The organism is Micromonospora sp. NBC_01412 (assembly GCF_045040215.1).
Taxonomy (GTDB): domain Bacteria; phylum Actinomycetota; class Actinomycetes; order Mycobacteriales; family Micromonosporaceae; genus Micromonospora; species Micromonospora rubida.
Map to the genome: position 1 here is coordinate 5,183,330 of NZ_CP109528.1, position 21,550 is coordinate 5,204,879.

Genomic DNA, 21,550 nt, shown 5'->3' on the forward strand with positions numbered 1-21,550 from the left:
GATGCCGGATGGCGAACGGCTCGACGCGGTGCGGGCCGCGCACGGCCTGGCCGCCGAGTGGCTGCTGGAGGCGCAGGCGCTGATCACCGGGGAGTTCCGTGCCCCGGTCACCGGCGTCACCGCCGGGACGGAGAACGCGGCCTGGGACGAGCTGCACGTCCTCGGCTGCCTGTCGCTGGCCCTCGACCCGATGGACGACGGCCCCGACCCAGCGGCGCGACGGAACGACCGCCTCGCCCGGCTGCTCACCGACCCGATCGAGGTCACGTTCACCTCCGCCACGGGGGAGGCGCCCCGGATCGAGCGGTTGTGCCTTGACGAGATCGTCGCGGCGGCCCGGGAACGCCGGGCCACGATCCGCCGGCTCGTCGACGCGTACCGGGCGGCCGTGCGGTTCGTGGAGGCCGATCTCGACCGGCTGCGCAAGGAGGTCGCGGACCTGCGGCACGGGGCCGGGGTGGCCGGCCGGGGCACGGCACCGCCGGACGTACCCGCCGAGCGGCTCGCCGGCCTGGAGCGGGAGGCCGCGGCGGACCCGGTGGGCTGCGCCCGTCCCGGCCCCTGGCGCGACGCGCTGGCCGGCCTCGCGGACGACCTCGCCGCCGTACGCGGGGCGCTCGCTCCGGCCACCGACGACCCGGACCGGTGGACGTCCGGGGAGCGGCGGCTGCGCTCGTCGGTGGAGCGCCTGCGGGGGCTCGCGGCCGAGGCGGCCCGAGAGGGGCTGGGCGACGGCGGCGATCCGGTGGCCGCCCTCGACGTCGACGGGCTGCTCGCCCGCGCCGCCGTGGCCCGCGGCGCGTCGCCCGGCGACCCGGCGGGCTCGGCCGGCCCCGTCGGCTCGGCGGGCTCGGCGGGCTCGGCCGGCGAGCTGGAGGCCGCCCTCGACGGGGCCGCCGACCAGGTCGACGCCGCCCGGCGGCGGCTGCGTGGCCGCTGCCACCTGGAACTCGGCGGGCGGCTGGAGGCGTACCGGCAGCGCGCCGCCGACGAGGGCCGGGCCGAGCACCCGGACCTGGAGCAGAGCTACCGCGAGGCGCGGGACAGGCTGCGCCCCGACCGCTTCGCCGTGACCGCCGCGAGCCGGGCGGTCCGCGCCTACCAGCAGGCCGTGAACGAGGTGACCCGATGACGCCGACGAGCCGCCCGTGCGCGGAACGCAATTGCCCCGGGGCGGTGGACCAGGACGGCTTCTGCCGGCTGTGGGGCCACCCGTGCGACGGCGGCCCGCCGGGCGCGGACCCGCAACCGCCGTCGTCGGTGGTCCGGCCGCCGTCGTCGGTGGTCCGGCCGTCGTCGTCCTCGGCGGTCCCGCCGCCGTCGTCCCGCGTCCCACGGCCCGTCCCGGTGCAGTCCCGCGAGCCGTGGCGTCCCCGGGCCCGGCCGTGGGAGAGCCCGGCGCTCATCCCGCCGACCCGGGCCCGGGACCCGCTGGAGGCGGTGCTGTCCCAGGCCGTGGTGCCCGAGCACTCCCGCTACTGCCCGCAGACGACGTGCCGGCGCAGGGTGCCCCGGGTCAGCGGGTACTGCCCGAACTGCGGCTCCCGCTACTCGTTCACCCCGCCGCTGGCCAAGGGCGACGTGCGGGCCGGCCGGTACCGGATCGAGGGCTGCCTGGGGCACGGCGGCGTGGGCTGGGTGTTCCTCGCCCGCGACGAGGACATGGACGGCAGTTGGCGGGTGCTGAAGGGGCAGCGCAACCCCGAGGACCGGGAGGCCGCGGCGGCGTTCGTCGGGGAACGGCAGGCGCTGATAGCCCTCAACCACCCCCGGATCGTGACGATCACCCACGCGCTGCGTCCCGAGTCCGACTCCGACGTCGGGTACCTGGTGATGGAGTACGTCAACGGCGGCACCCTGGAGGACGCCCGCCGCACCATCGGCCCGGACGGCGGCCCGTCCGCCGTCGACGTGCCGCAGGCGCTGGGGTACGGGGTGCAGATCCTCGACGCCTTCGAGTACCTGCACGACCAGGGCTGGTTGTACTGCGACCTGAAGCCCGAGAACGTCATGCTGATCGGCGGGTACGGCCCGGACGGCCCGCTCAAGCTCGTCGACTTCGGCGCGGCCCGGCGGATCGACAACACCGTCAGCCCGCCCTGGGGCACGGCCGGCTTCGAGGCCCCCGAGGTGCAGCGGCTCGGCCCGGCGGGGCCGAGCGTGCGCTCCGACGTCTACACGGTCGGTCGTACCCTCGCCGCGCTGACCCTGGCGGTCAGCTCGGCCGACCTGCGTCCCCTGCCGGTGGGGCAGGACCTGCTGCGGCTGCCGCTGCCCGCCCCGCTCGACCCGTTCGCGCGGCTGCTGGCCCGGGCCACCGCCGTCGAACCCGAGGAGCGGTTCGGTTCCGCCGCCGAGATGCGCGAGCAGGTCAGGGGGGTGCGCCGGCAGGTGCGCTCGGCCGCCGACGGCATCCCTCGGCCCACCCGGTCCACCCTGTTCAGCCCGGCGGCGTGCGCGTTCGCCCTGCACGCCGACGTCGACGCGATCGACGTGGTGGAGATCGTGCTCGGCCTGCCGATGCCGCTGGTCGACGGCAACGACCCGGCGGCGGGTTTCCTCGCCTCGCTCGGCCCGGCCGAGCCCGCCGAGCTGATCGCCCTGCTCGGCACCGCGCCCGAGCACACCGCCGAGGTCACGTACCGGATGGTGCGGGCGTACCTCGCGGCCGGCCGGGCGGACGAGGCGGGGCCGCTGCTCGCCGGCATCCCCGACGACCGGCGGGACTGGTCACTGTGGTGGCACCAGGGCCTGGTCGCCCTGGTGGGCACCGACGGCGCCGCCGCCCGGGACCTGTTCGGGCGGGTGTACGGGTGGCTGCCCGGCGAGGTGTCCGCGCGACTGGCGTACGCGGTGGCCTGCGAGGTCGCCGGCGACCACCCGACGGCCGCCGCGCACTACCGGGGGGTGTGGGAGACCGACCAGGGCGTGGTCGCCGCCGTCTTCGGGCTGGCCCGCTGCCTGTTCGTCATCGAGGGCCCGCGCGCCGCCGCCGCAGTCCTGCTCACCGTGCCGGAGTCCTCCCGCGCCTCGACGGTGGCGGCGACCTGCGCGGTGCGGATGCTGCTGGAGGCGCCGGAGGACGGCCACCGGCTCGACGCCGCGATCGACGCCGCGGCCGTCGTGGAGAAGCTGCCCCCGTTCGCCGAACGCGACCTGGTCGAGGCGCACATCCTGCGGATCGCTCTCGGCAGCGACCTGGCCGACGGGCGGTACGCCGACCGGCGCCTGTTCGGCCACCGGATCGACCCGGACACCCTGCGCCGCGTCTTCGAACGCACCTGCCGGTCCCTGGCCGGACACACCGGCGACCGGCGGGAGCGGATCGCGCTGGTGGACCTCGCCAACGCGCACCGGCCGGTGACCTGGTGGTGATCCCCGGCAGGCGCGCCGAGCCGGGGGCCGGTCAGCCCTCGGCCGGCGGACCTGACGAAAGGAGCCCCGCGTGACGGCACCGGACGGGCTGCGGCTCGACCTGACCGCCCACCACAGCGAGTACCTGCCGACCGACGGCGGGACCGTCGACATCGTCGCCGCGGTGCGGGCCGGACCGGCCGGGGGCGACACGCGTCACGACGAGCTCGCCGAGGTGATCCTGCTCGACTGCTCCGGCTCGATGGGTGCGCCGCAGGCCAAGATGCGGGCCGCCCGCGCGGCCACCCTCGCGGCCGTCGACGCGCTGCCCGACGGGGTGGCGTTCGCCGTGGTGGAGGGCACCAGCGGGGCCGCGATGATCTACCCCGGCGAGCGGCGGCTCGCGGTCGCTGACGAGGGCACCCGGGCTGCGGCCCGGCGCGCGGTACGCAGGGCGTCGCCGCACGGCGGCACCGCCATCGGCAAGTGGCTGCTGCTGGCCCGGGACCTGCTCGGAACCCGGCCCGACGCGATCGGGCACGCCATCCTGCTGACCGACGGCCGCAACGAGTCCCAGCGGCCCGCAGAGCTGAAGGCGGCGGTGGACGCCTGCGCGGGCCGGTTCACCGTGGACTGCCGGGCCATCGGCTCGGCGGACGGGATGCACGACTGGGACGGCCCGGAGCTGCTCGGCATCGCGGACGCGCTGGGCGCCAACCCCGTCGTGCCGGTGGAGGACCTCGACGGCCTCGCCGCCGAGTTCGCGGCGGTGCTGGACCGCGCGCTGAACCGCCGGACCGCCGACGCCCGGCTGCGGGTGCGCACCAGCGCGCTGGCCCGGATCCGCTTCGTCAAGCAGGTGTACCCGACCATCGCCGACCTCACCGGCCGGGGCGTGGCCGCCGGCGACCTCACCACCGACTTCCCCGTCGGGGCGTGGAGCCCGGCCGACCGGCGCGACTACCACGTCGCCCTGGAGGTGGACCCGATGACCCCGCAGGCGCGGCGGCGGATCGGCTGGCTGGCCGTACGGGTCGACGCGGCCCCGGACGCCGCCGAGGTGCCCGTCGACGTGGAGTGGACCGACGAGATCGAGCTGTTCTCCCGGGTGCACGAGACCGTCGCCCACTACACCCACCAGCAGGGGTACGCCGAACAGGTGCGGCTGGCGCTGGCGGCGGCCGGCGTCGGTCGGCTCACCGACGCGGAGCAGCACCTCGGGCGGGCCGTGGCGCTCGCCCACGCCGGCGGCCACGAGGACAAGCTGCGGCAGCTCGACCGGATCGTGGACGTGCGGGACGCAGCGGTCGGCGACGTACGCCTCAAGCCCCACGTCGACCTGCGGCGCTGGCAGTACTCCGCGGCGGTCGCGCCGCAGACGTCCTCCTGGGTGTCCGGTGAGCCGGCGGGCGGCCCGGGCCGGTCGGACCCGCAGCCGTACCCGGCCCCCGAGCAGCGGGTGCCGCCGTGGGAGCACTGCGGCGAACTGCACACCCGCCCGTACTGCGGTGGGTGCGGCGCCCACCACGAGTCGCCGGGCGGGCCGGCCCGGGTGGGCGCGTGACCTGGGACTACTTCGACAAGGTGGCCAGCGTGGTCAGCGGTTCGCTGGCGCTGGCCGCCGCGATCCTGACGGTCCGCCGCCACCTGAGCGGCCGGCGCGGGCGCGGCTGGTGGGCCGCCCTGAACCCGCTGTGGAGGGCCCAGTCGGAGGAGGCGATCGTCCACCCGCACCGGATCGCCGGCGGGTACGTCCGCCCCCTGTCGGAGGTGTACGTCGCCCGCCGGGTCGTCTCCCGGCTCGACCCCGCCGCCGGCCCCGTCGCCGTCGAGTCGCTGCTCACCGGCCCCGGGCACGTGCTGCTGATCGGCGAGCCGGGCAGCGGGAAGTCGGCGCTGGTCCGGCAGGCGTGCGCGAGCTCGGCGCGGTGGTGGCTCGCCGGGCGGGGGCGGTTGCGCCAAACCCCTCCCGGGCCGGTGGTGGTGGGCCTGCCGGCGACCGCGCTGGTGCACCAGCCGCTGCCCGCCGCGCTCGCCGAGGCGTACCGCGACCTGGTGCCCGGCCTGGACTTCGCGCGGGAGCCCGCGCCGGGCCGGACGTGGCTGGTCTGCGTCGACGGGGTCGACGCGGTGGCGGACCCGGACGACCGGGCGGAGGTGCTCAACCGCCTCGCCGCCCTGGCCCGCGCCGCGCCGGGGGCCGGGCCGTGGCGGGTCCTGGTGACGACCCGTCAGCTCGCGGAGAACGAGCTGGCGGTCCTGGGCCCCGGGTACGCCGCGTACCACCTGGCACCGTTCACCGACCCGGACGTCGGGCGGTTCGCGCACCGTTGGTTCCCGAACGCGGTGGCCGCGCGGCGTTTCCTGAGCTGGGCCGACCACCAGCGGGCCCGCCCCGCGCTGCGCAACCCGCTCACCGCCACCATCGCCGCCGCGGTCTGGCAGGCCGGGCTGGCCGGCCCGGACCCGGTGGCCGACCCGGCGGTGCTGCTGGACCGGTTCGTCGGCGCCCTGCTCGGCGGCGGGCGGGCCAGCTTCGACGCGACGTGCGACGCGCTGCGCCGGGCGGTGCGCGGCGGGCCGGTCGCCGACTGGCTGACCGAGCGCCACACCGAGCTGGTCGAGGTGGCGGCAGCCGCCGCGGTGACCGGCGCCGACCCGGTCGTGGCGGTGGTCGACTGGTCGGCGGGGCAGGCGCCCTACCGGCCGGACCGGGTGCTGCCGGACTGGGACCGGCACGTGCGGCTGGTCCTGCTCGCCACCGGCCTGTTCTCCGACGCCGGGGCTGGCCGCGCTCCGACCGCCCGGTCAGGCGCGGCGGGCGGGTCGGCCCCGGCTCCCGGCGCGCTGGCCGCGACCTGGCCCGGCCTGGTCGAGCACCTGGCGGCGGGCCCGCTCGCCCGGGACTGGAGCGCGCAGCGCTGGATCACGGCGATGACCAGCACCCCCCAGCGGGGCGTCGGGCTGTGGGCGATGAGCCGGGCCACGGTCGCGCCGGGGTTCCTCCGGGACGTGGCTCGGGACCCGGCCGGGGCGGTCGCCGCCGGGCACTACCTGGCCGCGGGCGGCGCCGCGGACCCGGTGGTCCGCTCGGACGTGCTGGCGGCGCTGCTGGCCCACTGGTCGCCCCGCCCGGGCCCGGCGGTCGACGTCGCCGGCCCGCCGCCGGCGCGTGACGTGCGGCAGGAGTGCTTCGCGCTGCTCACCACGCTGACCGCCGCCACGGTGAATCGGGAACTGCTCCGCGAGGTCGCCGTCGACCCGCGCCGGCCCACCGTCGTCCGGCGGGCCGCCGCGCTCTTCTTCGCCACCCGGCGTCAGCAGCCGGCCAGCGCCGCGTGAGCCGGCGCCGGTGGTTCGTGTCGGCCCAGGTCGGTGACCGCCGCCGTCGGGGCGGGGCGTGGGCTAGTGTGCCGCGCCGGAAATTCGCCTTATAAGTCGGTGTAGGGTGGGGCGATGGCACGAACAGGGCGCCCCACTGCACCGCTGGTGTTGACCGACGAGGAACGCACGACATTGACCCACTGGGCGCGGCGGGCGAAGTCCGCGCAGATCCTCGCGATGCGGTCGAGGATTATCCTGGCGTGCGCCGAAGGCGCCTCGAACACTGATGTGGCAACAGATCTGCGTGTTCACTTGTCTACAGTGGGCAAATGGCGGCGGCGGTTCCTGGCCGATCGTCTCGACGGCCTGATCGACGAGCAACGTCCCGGCCGGCCACCCTCGATCGCCTTGGACAAGGTCGAAGAAGTCGTCGTGGCGACCCTCGAGCAGACCCCGCGCAACGCCACCCACTGGTCACGGACGTCGATGGCCGAGAAGTCGGGGCTGTCGAAGTCGACGATCGGCCGGATCTGGCGCGACTTCGGCCTCAAGCCACACCGGGCCGACACGTTCAAGCTGTCCACCGATCCGCAGTTCATCGAAAAGGTCGTCGATGTCGTCGGTCTGTACCACCACCCGCCGGAACGGGCTGTGGTGCTGTGCGTGGACGAGAAATCCCAGATCCAGGCCCTGGAACGCTCCCAGCCGGTCCTGCCGATGATGCCCGGCATGCCCGAGCGCCGCACCCACGACTACCACCGCAACGGCATCACCAGCCTGTTCGCCGCATTCGACATCGCCGACGGCTCGGTCATCAGCGAGCTGCACCGTCAGCACCGGGCGACCGAGTTCAAGAAATTCCTGATCACCATCGACAAGAGCGTCCCGGCCGAGCTCGACGTGCACCTGATCTGCGACAACTACGGCACCCACAAAACGCCGGCAGTACGTGCCTGGCTGGCGAAGCACCCACGGTTCCACATGCACTTCACCCCGACCGGATCATCATGGATCAACCAGGTCGAACGCTGGTTCGGCTTCCTCACCGACCAGAAAATCCGCCGAGGCACCCACAAAAGCGTCCAGGCCCTCGAAGCCGACATCCGATCCTGGATCGCCGACTGGAACAGCAACCCCCGACCGTTCATCTGGACCAAGACCGCCGAAGAGATCCTCGAATCACTCGCCCGATTTTGTAGGCGAATTTCCGGCGCGGCACACTAGTGCTCTGACCATGAACGTTCACGGTGTTGGGGTCAGGCTGCGCGGGTGGCGGGTTGGCCCCAGCGTCGTTGGCGTTCGCTGCGGATGCGGGCGCGTTCGCGGCGTTGGGCGGCTAGGACGTCGGGGTGGCGGGCGTTGGCGTTGCGCCAGCGCAGGTAGGCATGCAGCCGCCGGGTCAGCGTGGGGTGGTTGGGGTGGTTCGAGCCGGCGATGACGAAGGTGCGTAGCGGCCCGAACTGGGCCTCGATCGGGTTGGCCCAGGAGGCGTAGGTCGGGGTGAAACAGAGTTCGACCTTGTTCCGGGCCGCCCACGCCCGGATCTTTCGGCCCTTGTGCGCGGACAGGTTGTCGAGAATGACGTAGATCGGTGCCCCGTCCGGACGCGCGGCCCGGATTGACTTCAAGGCGGCGAGGGTGTTCCCGGCGCTCTTGCGGCGACGGACGACGCCCCAGAGTTGGTCGTCACCGACGGAGTAGCAGCCGTGGAACTGTCGGACGCCGTGCAGCTTGTGGTAGTTCGCGGGCAACCGGTGTGGGTGCCCGGCCGGCGCCCAGCCCGTGCCAGCCTGCGGACGGATCACCAAGGGCCCGAACTCGTCGAAGGCGAACACCCGCTGCGGGAGGTGGTTGCTCACGTGCTCGATCCGGGCGAGCTTGGCGTCCCGGTCAGGGTCGGTGGACTCCTTCCACGTCTTGGTCCGCTGGAAGGTGATCCGGTGTCGGTGCAGGATCTGCCGCAGCCGTTCCCGGCCCACCCCGACCCGTCGAGTGGAGTGAACGCGCAGGTGGTCGACGAGCTTGCGGATGCTCCAGCGGGTGAACGGCCGCCCCAGTTTCTCGGGGCGGGTGTTGGCCGTCTCGACGATGAGCTGTTCTTCGTCAGGACTGATCTGGCGGGGACGGCCACCCGCCCACTGAGGGTCCAGGCTGGCCATCCCCATCTCGTTGAAGCGGTGGATGACCTGCCGGATCGTGTCCTCGTCGGCTTGGACGAGGCGAGCGATCGCCGGCACCGTGTTCCCGCCGGCCGAGGCGAGCACGACCATCGCCCGCCGTAACCGGATCGGCGAGCCGGTACCTCTACGAGTGATCCTCAGCAGCTGCTGACCCTCCTGGTCACTGAGCCGCCGAACGCGAACAGGTTCTGCCACCGCCACAGCCTGACCGTCACGACGCCGCCCAGCCGACAGGCCAGACGGCGTGTCATCAACACCGTGAACGTTCATGGTCAGAGCACTAGTGTGCCGCGCCGGAAATTCGCCTACAAAATCGGGCGAGTGATTCGAGGATCTCTTCGGCGGTCTTGGTCCAGATGAACGGTCGGGGGTTGCTGTTCCAGTCGGCGATCCAGGATCGGATGTCGGCTTCGAGGGCCTGGACGCTTTTGTGGGTGCCTCGGCGGATTTTCTGGTCGGTGAGGAAGCCGAACCAGCGTTCGACCTGGTTGATCCATGATGATCCGGTCGGGGTGAAGTGCATGTGGAACCGTGGGTGCTTCGCCAGCCAGGCACGTACTGCCGGCGTTTTGTGGGTGCCGTAGTTGTCGCAGATCAGGTGCACGTCGAGCTCGGCCGGGACGCTCTTGTCGATGGTGATCAGGAATTTCTTGAACTCGGTCGCCCGGTGCTGACGGTGCAGCTCGCTGATGACCGAGCCGTCGGCGATGTCGAATGCGGCGAACAGGCTGGTGATGCCGTTGCGGTGGTAGTCGTGGGTGCGGCGCTCGGGCATGCCGGGCATCATCGGCAGGACCGGCTGGGAGCGTTCCAGGGCCTGGATCTGGGATTTCTCGTCCACGCACAGCACCACAGCCCGTTCCGGCGGGTGGTGGTACAGACCGACGACATCGACGACCTTTTCGATGAACTGCGGATCGGTGGACAGCTTGAACGTGTCGGCCCGGTGTGGCTTGAGGCCGAAGTCGCGCCAGATCCGGCCGATCGTCGACTTCGACAGCCCCGACTTCTCGGCCATCGACGTCCGTGACCAGTGGGTGGCGTTGCGCGGGGTCTGCTCGAGGGTCGCCACGACGACTTCTTCGACCTTGTCCAAGGCGATCGAGGGTGGCCGGCCGGGACGTTGCTCGTCGATCAGGCCGTCGAGACGATCGGCCAGGAACCGCCGCCGCCATTTGCCCACTGTAGACAAGTGAACACGCAGATCTGTTGCCACATCAGTGTTCGAGGCGCCTTCGGCGCACGCCAGGATAATCCTCGACCGCATCGCGAGGATCTGCGCGGACTTCGCCCGCCGCGCCCAGTGGGTCAATGTCGTGCGTTCCTCGTCGGTCAACACCAGCGGTGCAGTGGGGCGCCCTGTTCGTGCCATCGCCCCACCCTACACCGACTTATAAGGCGAATTTCCGGCGCGGCACACTAGCGTCACGGCACGGCACGGGGCCCGGTACGCCGCCATCGGCCGCCAGCCACCCGAAGCATCGACATCGCTCGAGGTATTGAACCGGGCGGGCGGAGCGCGGATGCTGTATGGCATCCATTCTCACCGATGTATGGAGGCCCGAATGCGTCGCTTCCCCCTGCTCGCCCTCCTGCTCGTCGTCCCCCTGGCGGCACCACCGGCGGTCGCCCAGGCCGCCGCGCCAGCCGCCGCGCCGGTCGCCGCCGCGTCGATCGCCATGGCCGCCACCGCCCCGGCCGGCACCGCGTGGGCCGTGGACCCGGCCACCGGCCGGACCACCGTCGCCGTGGACGACACGGTGAGCGAGCGCCAACTGGCCGCGCTGCGTACCCGGCTGGCCGGCACCGACGCCGTGGTCCGCCGGGAGCCCGGCCGGCTCAGCACCCTGATCGCCGGCGGGCAGGCCATCTACGCCGCTGGCGGCGGGGGCCGCTGCTCGCTGGGCGCCAACGTCCGCAGCGGCAGCACGTACTACTTCCTCACCGCCGGCCACTGCACGTCGACCGCCACCACCTGGTACGCCGACAGCGGCAGCTCGACGGTCCTCGGCTCCCGCACCGGCACCAGCTTCCCCGGCAACGACTACGGGATCGTCCGCTACACCTCGTCGACGATCCCGCACCCGAGCGCCGTCTACACGTACCCCGGGACGCTGACCATCACCGGCACCGCCACCCCGGTCATCGGCATGGCTGTCTGCCGCAGTGGCTCCACCACGGGCGTGCGGTGCGGCACGATCACCGCCCTCAACGTTACGGTCAACTACTCCGAGGGCTCGGTCTCCGGGCTGATCCGCACCAACATCTGCGCCGAGCCCGGCGACAGCGGCGGCCCGCTCTACGTCGCCGCCACCGGCCGGATCCTCGGCATCCTCTCGGGCGGCAGCGGCAACTGCACCAGCGGCGGCACCACCTACTACCAGCCGATCAACGAGATCCTGGCCGCGTACGGGGTGACGATCCCGTGAGCCGGCGGGCCGGGCGGTCGCCTGCGGCGAGGTGCGGGTTGCCCCCGGTCAGCCGCGACGTGCAGCCGCCCGGCCCCATGCCGCCCGGCCTGTGCCGCGCCGGCAGGCAGCCCTGGTCCCGGCTGTTCCGGTCAGCCGCCCTGGTAGAACCGGGACGCCCCGGGGTGCAGCGGGACCGGGTCGGTGTCGGCCGCGCTGCTCCGGTCGAAGTTGCGCCCCTCCGGGTGCACCATCCCCAGCTCGGTCTGGTGCGCGAAGAGCAGCGCGGTCAGGTCGTACGCCAGTTTGTCCGGCATGTCGGCGCTTACCAGGATCATGTTCGCCACCGTCACCGTCGGCACCGCCGCCGGCGTCCCGTACGCCTCCTTCGGCAGGTCGGTGATGGTGTAGACCGCCCCGTACGTGGCGGTCAGCGGCTCGATCAGGTCGGCGATCGGCAGGAACCGGAACCTGCCGGGCGCGGCGGCCAGCAGGTCGGCGATGCCGGGCGTGGGCAGCCCGCCGGAGAAGAACATCGCGTCGAGGGTGCCGGCCCGCATCCGGGCGGCGGTGTCCGGCAGGGAGAGCCGGGCCCGGCGGACGTCCCGCTCCGGGTCGAGCCCGGCCGCGGTGAGCAGCCGGCCGGCGATGACGTCGGTGCCCGACCGGGGGGAGCCCGTGGAGACCCGTTTGCCCCGCAGGTCGGACAGGGTGGTGATCTTCGCGTCGGCGCGCACCAGCACGTGGGTGTAGTTGCGGTAGACCCGGGCCAGCGCGCGCACCTGCTGCGGCCGGCCCTGGAACGCGCCCCGCCCGGCGTTCGCGTCGGCCGCGGTGTCCGCCAGGCTGAACGCGATCTCCATGTCGCCGCCGATGACCCGGGTGATGTTCTCGCCCGAGGCGCCGGTCGGCTCGGCGCGCGCCTCGTAGCCGGGCAGATACCGGCTGATCAGGTCGGCGTACCCGCCGCCGAGCTGGTAGTAGACGCCGGTGGTGTTGCCGGTGGCGAGGAAGATCCGCCCGCCGTGCCAGGGCGCCGGCTCCGGCGCCGCGTCGTCACCGCAGCCGGCCGCCAGCAGGACGGACAGCAGCGCGACCAGGGCGGCTGCCACCCGGCCGGGTCCGCCGAGGCCGCGGGGGCGGCGTGCCGGCACCACCGGCGCGGGGCCGGGCGGGACGGTCGCGATGGTCTCGGCGCGTCCGACCCGTGCCGTCGCCGCCCGCCCGCGACGCGGCGGGGTCGGGCGGGCGGTCACGACCGGGCCGCCGGTTCGAGGGCCTCGGCCACCCGCTGCACCAGCATGGCCGTCTCGTAGCCGATCTGGCCGAGGTCGCAGCCGGGCGCGGCCAGCACGCCGATCAGTGCCCGGTCGCCGACCGCCATCACCAGCAGCACCCCGCCGTCCATGTCGACGATCTGCTGGCGTACCCGGCCGGCGTTCATGAACCGGGCGGCGCCCACGGTGAGGCTCGCCAGGCCGCTGATCACGGCGGACAGGTGGTCGACCTGGTCGGTGGAGAGGCCGGGGGAGGCGGCCAGCTTGAGGCCGTCGCCGGAGACCGCGAGGGCGTGGGCGACGTCCGGCACCTGTGTGGCGAAGCTGGCCAACAGCCAGTCGAGGCCGGTGCTCGGCTGCGGTGTCATGTGGTTCTCCTGGTGGCGTCGTTCTGTTGGCTGTGGCGCATCGCGGTCGCGACGCCCTCGGCCAGTGCGGAGAGCCGGGCCCGGACCAGTTCCGGGTCCAGCAGGTCGTCCGGCCGGCGTTGGGCGGGCGGTGGGTCGGGCAGTGGGGGCGCGAGCCGGCCGCCACGGGCGCGCCGGGGCAGCGGCTTGCCGCCAGGCGTGACGGTCCCGCCGTAGCCCGTCGTCCCGCTGTGGCCGGTCGTCCCGCCATGGCCCGTGGTCCCGCCATGGCCCGTGGTCCCGCTGTGGCCGGTCGTACCTCCCCAGGCCGACCCGGTGCCGGCGACCGGAGGCCCGGCGGGCCAGGCCGGTGCCGCCGTTCCGGGCTGGCGCCCCGCCCCGAGCACCGGCAGCGTGACGGCCGGGGCCTGCTGGGAGCGCGTCGGCAGCGAGACCGCCGTGAGCTGCGCGGCGGCCGGGGCCGGCGACCAGGCCGGCGGCGCGGCGGGGGTGCGGCCGTTGGAGAACCAGGTGGCCGGCGAGGACGGCGCCCCCGGCGGCCGGGCGGCCGGCGCCGGACCCGACCGGGCCACCGCCTTCTCCACCAGGGTGAGGGCGCTCTCCGGGATCTCGACGGTGGCCGTGGCGCCCCCGCCGGCGCTGTGCAGCGACACCCGGATGTGGTGCCGGGCGGCCAGGTGGGCGACCACGTGCAGCCCCATGCTGCCCGCCGCGGCGCTGGACAGGGTGCCCGGCCTGTCGAGCCGTTCGTTGATCTCGGCGAGCCGGCCGCCGCTGATCCCGATCCCCCGGTCGTGGACCCGCAGGACCAGGCCGTCGACGGTGCGCCGCGCGTCGACCCGCACCATCGCGTGCGGCGGGGAGTAGGCCGTGGCGTTCTCCAGCAGCTCGGCCAGCAGGTGCACCAGGTTGCCGACCACCGAGGCGTCGATGGCCACCGACGGCAGGTCCGCCTCGACCCGGGTGTACTCCTCGATCTCGGCGGCGGCGGCCGTCACCACGTCGGTGATCAGGTGCGCGCCGTGCTGGCCGCGCCCCGGCTCGCCGCCGGCCAGCACCAGCAGGTTCTCGCCGTTGCGGCGCATCCGGGCCGCCAGGTGGTCGAGGGCGAAGAGCCGGGCCAGCGCGTCCGGGTCGGTCTCCTCCCGCTCGAACTCGTCGAGCAGGCGCAACTGCCGGGTGATCAGCGTACGGATCCGCCGGGCCAACGCCTCCGCCATCCGGGTCACGTCGACCCGCAGCTCCGCCTGCTGCCCGGCCAGCCGCAACGCCGACCGGTTGACCGTGTCGAACGCGTCCGCCACCTGGGCGATCTCGTCGCGCCCCCGGGCGATGCCGGCGGTCCGGTCCAGCGCGGAACCCGCCCCGTCGGCCGGCCCGCCGGCTCGCCCGTCAGCCGGGCCGCCGGCCGCGATGGCGGTGATCCGGTCGGGCAGCTCCCGGTGGGCCATGGTCAGCGCGGCCACCCGCAGCCGGCGCAGCCGGCGGCTGGTGTGCATCGCGAGCAGCCCGGCGGCGACGAAGGACAGCACCGCCACGCTCAGGGTGATCCCGGCGCTGACCAGGGCGTCCCGCCGGGCCCCGGCGGCCAGCCCGGCCGCCTGCCGGTCGAGCTGCTCGGACAGGTCCCGACCGATCAGGTTGTACCGGCGGATCACCCCGCTCTGCGCCACGTACCAGGCGTCGCCGTCGGTCCTCAGTGCCTCCGGCACGGCGTCCGCGCCCAGTGCGCCGTCGCGCATCCGGCGGGCGGTCGCGACGTCCTGGCCGTCCAGCAACCGGTTGTACGTCGCCGACGAGGCGGGGCTGGCGATCCGGGAGAACTCGGCCTGCCGCTGTTCCTGCGCCCCGCGCAACTGGGCAACCCGGGCCAACTCGCCCGGTTCCAGCGCGCCCCGGGAGAAGATCACCCGGAGCAGGTCCCGCTCCAGCGCGGCGAAGTGTTCCTGGGCGGCGACGGCGGCCACCTCGCGGGCCGAGTTCGCCAGGTCCGTGTCGCGTAGCTGGGCGGGGAGCGCGTCGGCGACCCCGAGCAGCGTGTCGACCAGGCTCACGTAGAGCTGGTCGGCGGGGCGCACGCCCAGCGCGAGCGTCCGGGCGTCGTCGAGCTGGGCGAGCTGGCCGTCCGCGCCGTCCAGCGCGCCGGCCAGCGCCGGGGCGGCCCGCCGGGCGTCGTCCCGGGCCGTCCGGTACCGCCCGGCCGCCGAGTCGACGCGCTGGCGCTGGGCGTTGACCAGCTGCCGGCCGGAGTCGCCGCCGCGCTGGCGCAGCGCGACCGTCTCGGCCAGTTCCCGTTCCAGCTCGTGCACCAGCCGCACGGTCGCGGTGGCGGTGCCGGCGAGCACCCGGGCGCGCTCGGCGTCGGCCGTGGCGGCCAGTGCCGTACGGGTCTGCAGGGTGCCGAGCACGAGCAGGCCGACCGTGGCGATGAGGATCGGCGCGACCAGTTGGGTCCGCACCGACCACAACCGACTGGTCCGGTCCGTGGAGCGGTTGTGCCGGCGTACGTCAGCGGTGCCGGGCTGGGGCACGCGGGCCTCCGGGGCGGTGGTGGGACAGCGGTGGGGCAGCGATGGTGGGATGGTGGTCCGGCCACCGCGCCGGGCCCGGCGCGGTGGCCGGACCCGGCGGCGGGGGTCAGCTCGCGCCGAGGGCGGTCAGCGCGCCGGAGGCGCCCCGGTGCAGCGGCACCGGGGCGGTGCGGCGGGCGGTGTCCAGGCTGATCCCGGCGGCGGCGGGGCTGGCCTGGGCGAGGGCGTCCTTCTTCTCGAACAGCACCTTCGTCACCGCGCAGGCGACGTTCGCGTCGAGGTCCTTGCGGACCAGCAGCACGTTCGGCACCACGATGGTCGGGGTGTCGGTCCCCGTCCGGTAGGTGTCCTTGCCGATCGCCCCCGCCTGGTAAGCCGGATTCAGCTCCGCCAGCTGCGGCAACAGCGGGCTGATGTCGATGAACCGTACCTTGTCTCCCGAGGTCGTGAACAGGTCGGTTAGCCCGCCCGTGGGCAGCCCACCGGACCAGAACAGCCCGTCGATGCTGCCGTCCTTGATCCCGTCCACGGTCTTGGTCAGATCCAGCCGCTGCGCCTGGACGTCCTTGGCCGGGTCGAGGCCGGCGGCGGTGAGCAGTCGGTTGGCGATGACCTCCGTGCCGGACTTGGGGGAGCCGGTGGAGATCCGCTTGCCCTTCATGTCGGCGACCGACTTGATCCCGGAGTCGGCCCGCACCACGACCTGTGTGTAGTTGTCGTAGATCCGGGCCAGTGCCTCGACCGGCTGCGGGGCGGTGAAGCTGCCCTTGCCCTGCGCCGCGTTGACGGCGGTGTCGAACAACGAGAACGCCACGTCGTACTTGCCGGCGACGAGTTGCTCGATGTTCTGCACCGATGCGCCGGTCTCGGCGGCGGTGCCGCTCAGTTTGCCCCCGGTGGCCCCGGGGAGCTGGTTGGCCAGGGCGTTGCCGACCACGTAGTACACGCCGGTGGCGTTGCCGGTGGCGATGCCGATCCGGGTGTCCTTGTCGACGGTGCAGGTTATCTCGCTGGACGCGTCGTCCTTGGTCACGCCGTCCTGCTTGCCGCCACAGCCGACGGTGCCGGCCGCGACGAGTGCGAGCGTGCTCGCGACGGCCGCGAGTCGTGCGCTGGTGCGCCTCACGTGGGTTCCTCCCTCAGCTCAGCCGGTTTCCCGGCCCGCGGCCCGCCGGATCTGGCGGTGAGTCCGCGTCGGATCAGACAGCCCGTCACGCTGGCAGCGGCGAGCGCGGCACCGATCGCGACGGGGACAGGTTCGAGCCAGAGCAGCGTCAGCCCGGCCAGCGCACCGAGGACGCGCTCCGCCGGGCCGGCCGGGCCGACCCCGGGCAGCCAGCCGCCGGCGGCGACGGCGAGGACGGCCACGCCGAGCGCGGACGCGGCGGTGGCGAAGGCGATCCGCCCCGGGCCGCCGGCGCCGAGCAGCCCCAGCCCGTTCGGGGTGACCACGAACGCGATCGGCGCCAGGTACGCCGGCAGCGCGTACCGCAGGGTCTGCCACATGGTGGGGACCAGCCGGCCGCCGGTGACCGCGGCGGCGGCGACCGCGGCGAGCGCGGTCGGCGGTGACACCTCCGACAGCACGGCGAAGTAGAAGACGAACATCGCGGCGGCGGGCGCGGCCACCCCGAGGTCGAGCAGCGCCGGCCCGATGATCACCCAGCCGATGACGAACGAGGCGGTGACCGGGACGGCCAGGCCGAGCAGGGTCAGCGCGACCGCGGCGAGGACGGCGGTGAGCAGGACGACCACGGTCGGGTCGGTGCTGACCGCCTTGGCGCCGCCGACCAGCAGCGCGGCGGCCTGCGGCCCGAGGCCGGTCTTGGTGGTGGTGGCGGTGATGATGCCGGCCGCCGCGCAGACCGCGGCCACCGCGAGCACCCCGCGCACCCCGGCCACCAGGGCGGCGACCAGCCGGGCCGGGGTGAGCCGGTGTGCGCGGTCCAGGAAGGACAGCGCCGCCGCGAGCAGGGTCGCGAAGACCACGGCGCGGATGGCCGAGAGGCCCACCGCCAGGCAGCCGACGATGACGAACAGCGAGGCGAAGTGGTACCCGGACCGGGCCAGCAGCCGCCACGGCGAGGTGACCTCGATGGTGATCGGCCGGGTGCCGAACCGCCGGGCGTCGATCTCGACGGAGAGCAGGATGCCCAGGTAGTACAGGATCGTCGGGATGGTGGCCCAGGCCAGCACCCGCAGGTACGACACGCCCAGGTACTCGGCGATGATGAACGCGGCGGCCCCCAGCGTCGGCGGGGACAGGATCGCGCCGACGCCCGCTGCGGCGAGCATCCCGCCGGCCCGCTCGGCCGGGTACCCGGCGCGGCGCAGGATCGGCCAGGTCACCGCGCCGATGCTGACCGTGGTGGCCGCCCCCGAGCCGGAGACGGTGCCGAGCAGGAACCCGGAGGCGACCGCGGTGCGCCCGGCGGCGGTGCGGGAACGGCGGAACGCGGCGGCGGACAGCTCGACGAAGAACCGGCCCGCGCCGGAGATGTCCAGCACCGCGCCGTAGATGGTGAACAGCACGATGTACGAGGCGGCGACGTCCAGCGGGGTGCCGTAGAAGCCGCTGTCGGAGTTGTAGAACGCGTCGATGATCTGGTCGAAGTCCAGCCCGGCGTGGGCCACCGGCCAGGACTGGGGGAGCAGCCCGCCGTAGTAGCCGTAGCCGAGGAAGACCAGGCAGACCGCTGGCAGCACCCAGCCGGTCGCCCGCCGGCACGCCTCCAGCAGCAGCACCAGCAGCAGCGCGCCCAGCACCACGTCCAGCGGCGCGAGCAGGCCCTGCCGGTCGAGGAACGCGTCGTACCCGCCGCCCCCGCCGGCCACCGTCGCCGGCAGCACCGGGTAGAGGCAGACCAGCAGGGCGAGCGCCGCGAGGACCCAGTCCAGCCCGCTGGGCCGCCCGGCCGCCGGCATCCGGGACCCGCCGGGGCCCTGCGCCGCCGGGTCGGCGGGACCGCGCGTCGGGTCGTTTAGGGCCGGGTCGTCGGGGCGGCCGGCGCGGCGGGCCGACGCGCCGCGCAGCACCCGCGGCAGCCGCAACCCGGCGGGGTACGCCAGGAAGACCAGCGGCAGCACCCCGGCGAGGAAGATGATCAGGTAGAACTTGCTGCCCTGCGGCAGCGGCCGGAAGACCTGCCAGAGGCTGAGCAGCGCAACGGCCAGCGCGCCCGTGCCGAGCAGCACCGCGACCGCTCCGGTGAGCTGCCGGCCCGGCTTCTCCTCCTCGAACTGGGCGGCCAGCTCCTGGGCCTCCCGGGCGGCCCGGGCGACCCCGTCGCCGCTGATCCGGTGGGTCGCCGCCCCGTCGGGGGACGGCGTGTCGTCCGGTGGCGGGGCGGCTTCCGGTGCCGCCACCGTGGCGACGGCGCGGCGGCCCGGCCGGCCCGGCGGCGCCGGATCGGCTGGCACGGGGGCTTCGGATGATCGGTCAGACGACGACACGAAGCGGGACGATACGCCTCTCGCTCATCGAGGGGAACATTGTCGCCGGTATTTACGTAAGTGTGATACAAGGGGTCTTGCCGAATCGCGCGAAAGGAATTCCTGCGATGTTCGCCCAGGCGCGAACGAGAAACGCGTACGGGTAATTGGTATTCGGAGTGCGCGGCATCGCGGCACGGCCTCGGGGCGGCGCCGTGCCGTGGCCCGGCCGGCCGGACGTGGCTCCTGACCTCGGGTCACCGCCGGTCTGTGCCGCAGGCGCGGTGCCGCGCGGGTGCGTCGATGCGCGGCCCGACGGTGCGGTATCGGTTGTGTGTGGAGCGGTGGTGACGGATTCGGTGCCGCGCTCGCGGGATGGCCGGGCGCGGAGCGCACGAAGCGTAGCGCACCCGGTATGAGCCCGCCACCCCCGCCCGCTTCCCGCGATGACGTGAATGAATGACCGGCAAATCACCCGGGGATTGCGAAGTTGATTCGTGAACGGCGGAGGGGGTGCCGGGGCCGGGTCAGTGCCTGCGCAGGGCGCGCAGCGCGCCACGGGCGCATCGCGCCGGGCCGTTCGACGGGGCCATCTACGGGGCCATCGACGGCGGCAGCGGCGTGGTCGGGAGCGGCAGGGGTGGTCAGGAGCGGCAGGGCGTGGTCAGGTTCCGGGCCAGCGCCACGGCGCCGTGCAGCGAGGAGAGCCCGCCCAGGGCGGCGGCCCGCACGGCCGGCGCCGCTCGGCCTGGCCGGGCCAACCGGGCCACCTCCCGCTCGACCAGCCCGACGAAGCCCGGCAGCCCGGCGGCGAACCCGCCGCCCAGCACCGCCACCGACGGGTCGACCAGCTCGCCGAGGCTGACCACGGCCGCAGCGAGCGCCGTACCGCTCGGCCCGACCGCGTCGTGGGCCCACGGCCGGTCCCGCGCCAGCCCGTCGCGCAGCTCGGCGAAGCTCACCGGGGCCCCCCGCCCGGCGGCGGCCCGGCGCAGGGTGGCCGGCCCGGAGGCGATCGCCTGGAGGCAGCCGTGCCGGCCGCAGTCGCAGCGCGGGCCGTCGACTGCGACGACCATGTGCCCGACCTCGGGCGAGCCCCGGCCGGCCCCGGGCAGCGGGCGTCCGCCGAGCACCACGCCCCCGCCCACCCCGGTGCCCACCCCGAGGTAGACGACGTCGTCCGCGCCGACGTGCCGGGCCTCGGCGAGCGCCGCGAGGTCACCGTCGTCGGCCCAGGCGGTCCGGCTGCCGGGAAAGAGCCGGCGCAGCGCCTTGTCGAGCCGCAGCCCGGCCCAGCTCGGCCGGCCCGGCCAGACCGTCACCCGGCCGGTCGGGTCGGTGGTGCCGGGCATCGCCACCCCGACGGCCACCAGCCGCCAGCCGGACTCCGCGCGCAGCGCGTCGACCGCGTCCGCCAGCGCCGCCATGTCGGCCTCGGCGCCGCCGTCGGCGGGCCAGGTCAGCGTCCGCTCGTACGCCCGCGATGCGGCGGTTCCGAGCTGCTCGTACGCCCCCGGGCCGTCGCCCGGCGCGGACGCGCCCCGCTCGGCCCGCAGCGCGACCTTGGTGCCCCCGATGTCGACCCCGAGCACGGCGGTGTCGGTCCGCTCCGGCACCGGCGGTCAGCCCCGCAGCACGTGCAGCACCGCGACCGCGGCTGCCGCCAGCCCGAACACGGCCGGCATCGCCGCCACCGAGATCGGGTCCCGGGCGCGGAGGTGGAAGATCACCGCGCCGATCATCTGGAGGGTGAGGCCGATCGCCGCCGCGATCCCGGCCGGCGACCAGTACAGGCCGAAGATCAGGCCGACGACCGCGGCCAGCTCCAGGTTGCCGATCACCTTGGTGAGCCCGGGGGAGACGCCGAGGTGGGCCATCCGCTCGCGCATCTGCGCCTGGCCGGTGAGCTTGGGGTAGGCCAGCGCGGCGAAGACGGTGGCCAGGATGACGCTGAGGACGATGATGGGAATCTGCACGTATTTTCCTTTTCGGAGGGGTCAGGTCCCGGCCGACCCTATCGGCCGGACGGCCGGATGGCCCGGTACGCGCGGCGGCGGGCCGAACCGGACGGCGTCCTCAGTCGACGGTGGCGACCAGCGCGCGGGCGGCCAGCCGGTAGCCCAGCGAGCCCAGCCCGACGATGATCCCGCTGGCCAGCGGGGCGAGCACCGAGTCGTGCCGGAAGCTCTCCCGGGCCCACACGTTGGACAGGTGGACCTCCATCCACGGCCGCGGATAGTTGGCCAGCGCGTCGCGCAGGCTCCAGCCCGCGATCATCAGGGCACCCGGGTTCACGATCGCGCCCACCGTGTCGTAGTGCTCCTGCACGGTGCGGACCAGGGCGCCCTCGCAGTCGTGCTGCACCGCGACCACCCGCCAGCCCCGCGCCGCGACCTCCTCGCCGACGGCCCGCTCGATGTCGGCGAGCGTGTCGGTGCCGTAGATCTCCGGCTCGCGCCGGCCGAGGATGCCGAGGTTCGGACCGTTCAACAGCAGCACATCGGGCACAGCTCACCTCGCGGGGAACGCCCGGGTACGGCCACCTCGCGTGGCTGGCCCCCGCCGGGCCGGCGACAGATTCCCCGCAGTCTTACTACGCCGCCGGCCCCGCCCGCGCCGACCGCCGCCGGCCCGCCGTCGAACTAAGGGGTGGGTAGGGGCTGTTAGGGGAGGTGA

At 74.5% G+C, this 21,550-nt stretch carries 16 protein-coding genes; 6 read left to right on the top strand and 10 right to left on the bottom strand.

Annotation, left to right across the window (positions count from 1 at the left end; all coding sequences use genetic code 11):
* The first annotated feature begins 1 nt into the window (after position 1).
* The 5 genes from OG617_RS23695 to OG617_RS23715 all read left to right on the top strand — a co-directional run bounded on the left by OG617_RS23695 (position 2) and on the right by OG617_RS23715 (position 7,902).
* Positions 2-1,132, top strand: coding sequence for a hypothetical protein (locus OG617_RS23695; RefSeq protein ID WP_405095178.1), 1,131 nt, complete (start codon positions 2-4; stop codon positions 1,130-1,132).
* On the top strand, positions 1,129-3,375 hold the full coding sequence (locus OG617_RS23700) for a tetratricopeptide repeat protein (protein ID WP_405095179.1): 2,247 nt from the start codon (positions 1,129-1,131) through the stop codon (positions 3,373-3,375). The genes OG617_RS23695 and OG617_RS23700 overlap by 4 nt, the downstream gene beginning before the upstream one ends.
* A 70-nt stretch (positions 3,376-3,445) precedes the next feature.
* Positions 3,446-4,918 carry a VWA domain-containing protein gene (locus tag OG617_RS23705; RefSeq protein WP_405095180.1) on the top strand — a complete coding sequence of 491 codons (1,473 nt, stop codon included), beginning with the start codon at positions 3,446-3,448 and terminating at the stop codon, positions 4,916-4,918.
* Complete coding sequence (locus OG617_RS23710) at positions 4,915-6,696, top strand: NACHT domain-containing protein (protein WP_405095181.1); 1,782 nt, start codon at positions 4,915-4,917, stop codon at positions 6,694-6,696. Before OG617_RS23705 ends, OG617_RS23710 begins: the two co-directional genes overlap by 4 nt.
* A 114-nt stretch (positions 6,697-6,810) precedes the next feature.
* Complete coding sequence (locus tag OG617_RS23715) at positions 6,811-7,902, top strand: IS630 family transposase (protein ID WP_405095182.1); 1,092 nt, start codon at positions 6,811-6,813, stop codon at positions 7,900-7,902.
* Positions 7,903-7,934: 32 nt separating this feature from the next.
* On the opposite strand, the gene OG617_RS23720 is transcribed toward OG617_RS23715, so the two are convergent.
* Entirely contained in the window at positions 7,935-9,053 is a 1,119-nt protein-coding gene (locus OG617_RS23720) for an IS630 family transposase (protein WP_405095183.1), read from the bottom strand.
* Positions 9,054-9,138: 85 nt separating this feature from the next.
* On the bottom strand, positions 9,139-10,230 hold the full coding sequence (locus OG617_RS23725) for an IS630 family transposase (RefSeq protein WP_405095182.1): 1,092 nt from the start codon (positions 10,228-10,230) through the stop codon (positions 9,139-9,141).
* Between the two features lie 193 nt (positions 10,231-10,423).
* Here OG617_RS23725 and OG617_RS23730 point away from each other — a divergent pair, with 193 nt between their 5' ends.
* Positions 10,424-11,287, top strand: a complete 864-nt coding sequence (locus OG617_RS23730) for a S1 family peptidase (RefSeq protein WP_405095184.1) — start codon at positions 10,424-10,426, stop codon at positions 11,285-11,287.
* A 131-nt stretch (positions 11,288-11,418) separates the two neighbouring features.
* Here OG617_RS23730 and OG617_RS23735 read toward each other — a convergent pair whose 3' ends face one another.
* From OG617_RS23735 to OG617_RS23770, 8 genes are all read right to left on the bottom strand, one after another.
* A complete protein-coding gene (locus OG617_RS23735; RefSeq protein ID WP_405095185.1) occupies positions 11,419-12,522 on the bottom strand; it encodes a TAXI family TRAP transporter solute-binding subunit in 1,104 nt (367 codons plus the stop codon).
* Positions 12,519-12,911: a roadblock/LC7 domain-containing protein gene (locus OG617_RS23740; protein WP_350888587.1), complete on the bottom strand. Its 393-nt coding sequence runs from the start codon at positions 12,909-12,911 to the stop codon at positions 12,519-12,521. Before OG617_RS23740 ends, OG617_RS23735 begins: the two co-directional genes overlap by 4 nt.
* Complete coding sequence (locus tag OG617_RS23745) at positions 12,908-15,442, bottom strand: nitrate- and nitrite sensing domain-containing protein (RefSeq protein WP_405095186.1); 2,535 nt, start codon at positions 15,440-15,442, stop codon at positions 12,908-12,910. The genes OG617_RS23740 and OG617_RS23745 overlap by 4 nt, the downstream gene beginning before the upstream one ends.
* Before the next feature lie 106 nt (positions 15,443-15,548).
* Positions 15,549-16,568 (bottom strand): TAXI family TRAP transporter solute-binding subunit, encoded by a 1,020-nt coding sequence (locus OG617_RS23750; RefSeq protein ID WP_405095187.1) that lies wholly within the window; start codon positions 16,566-16,568, stop codon positions 15,549-15,551.
* The gene (locus tag OG617_RS23755; RefSeq protein WP_405095188.1) at positions 16,565-18,862 is read right to left on the bottom strand and encodes a TRAP transporter permease; all 2,298 of its coding nucleotides are present in this window, start codon (positions 18,860-18,862) and stop codon (positions 16,565-16,567) included. Before OG617_RS23755 ends, OG617_RS23750 begins: the two co-directional genes overlap by 4 nt.
* A gap of 656 nt (positions 18,863-19,518) precedes the next feature.
* Positions 19,519-20,490: an ROK family protein gene (locus OG617_RS23760; protein ID WP_405095189.1), complete on the bottom strand. Its 972-nt coding sequence runs from the start codon at positions 20,488-20,490 to the stop codon at positions 19,519-19,521.
* Between the two features lie 6 nt (positions 20,491-20,496).
* Positions 20,497-20,850: a DoxX family protein gene (locus OG617_RS23765; RefSeq protein ID WP_350888582.1), complete on the bottom strand. Its 354-nt coding sequence runs from the start codon at positions 20,848-20,850 to the stop codon at positions 20,497-20,499.
* Between the two features lie 100 nt (positions 20,851-20,950).
* Entirely contained in the window at positions 20,951-21,382 is a 432-nt protein-coding gene (locus tag OG617_RS23770) for a type II 3-dehydroquinate dehydratase (RefSeq protein WP_350888581.1), read from the bottom strand.
* Between the last annotated feature and the right edge of the window lie 168 nt (positions 21,383-21,550).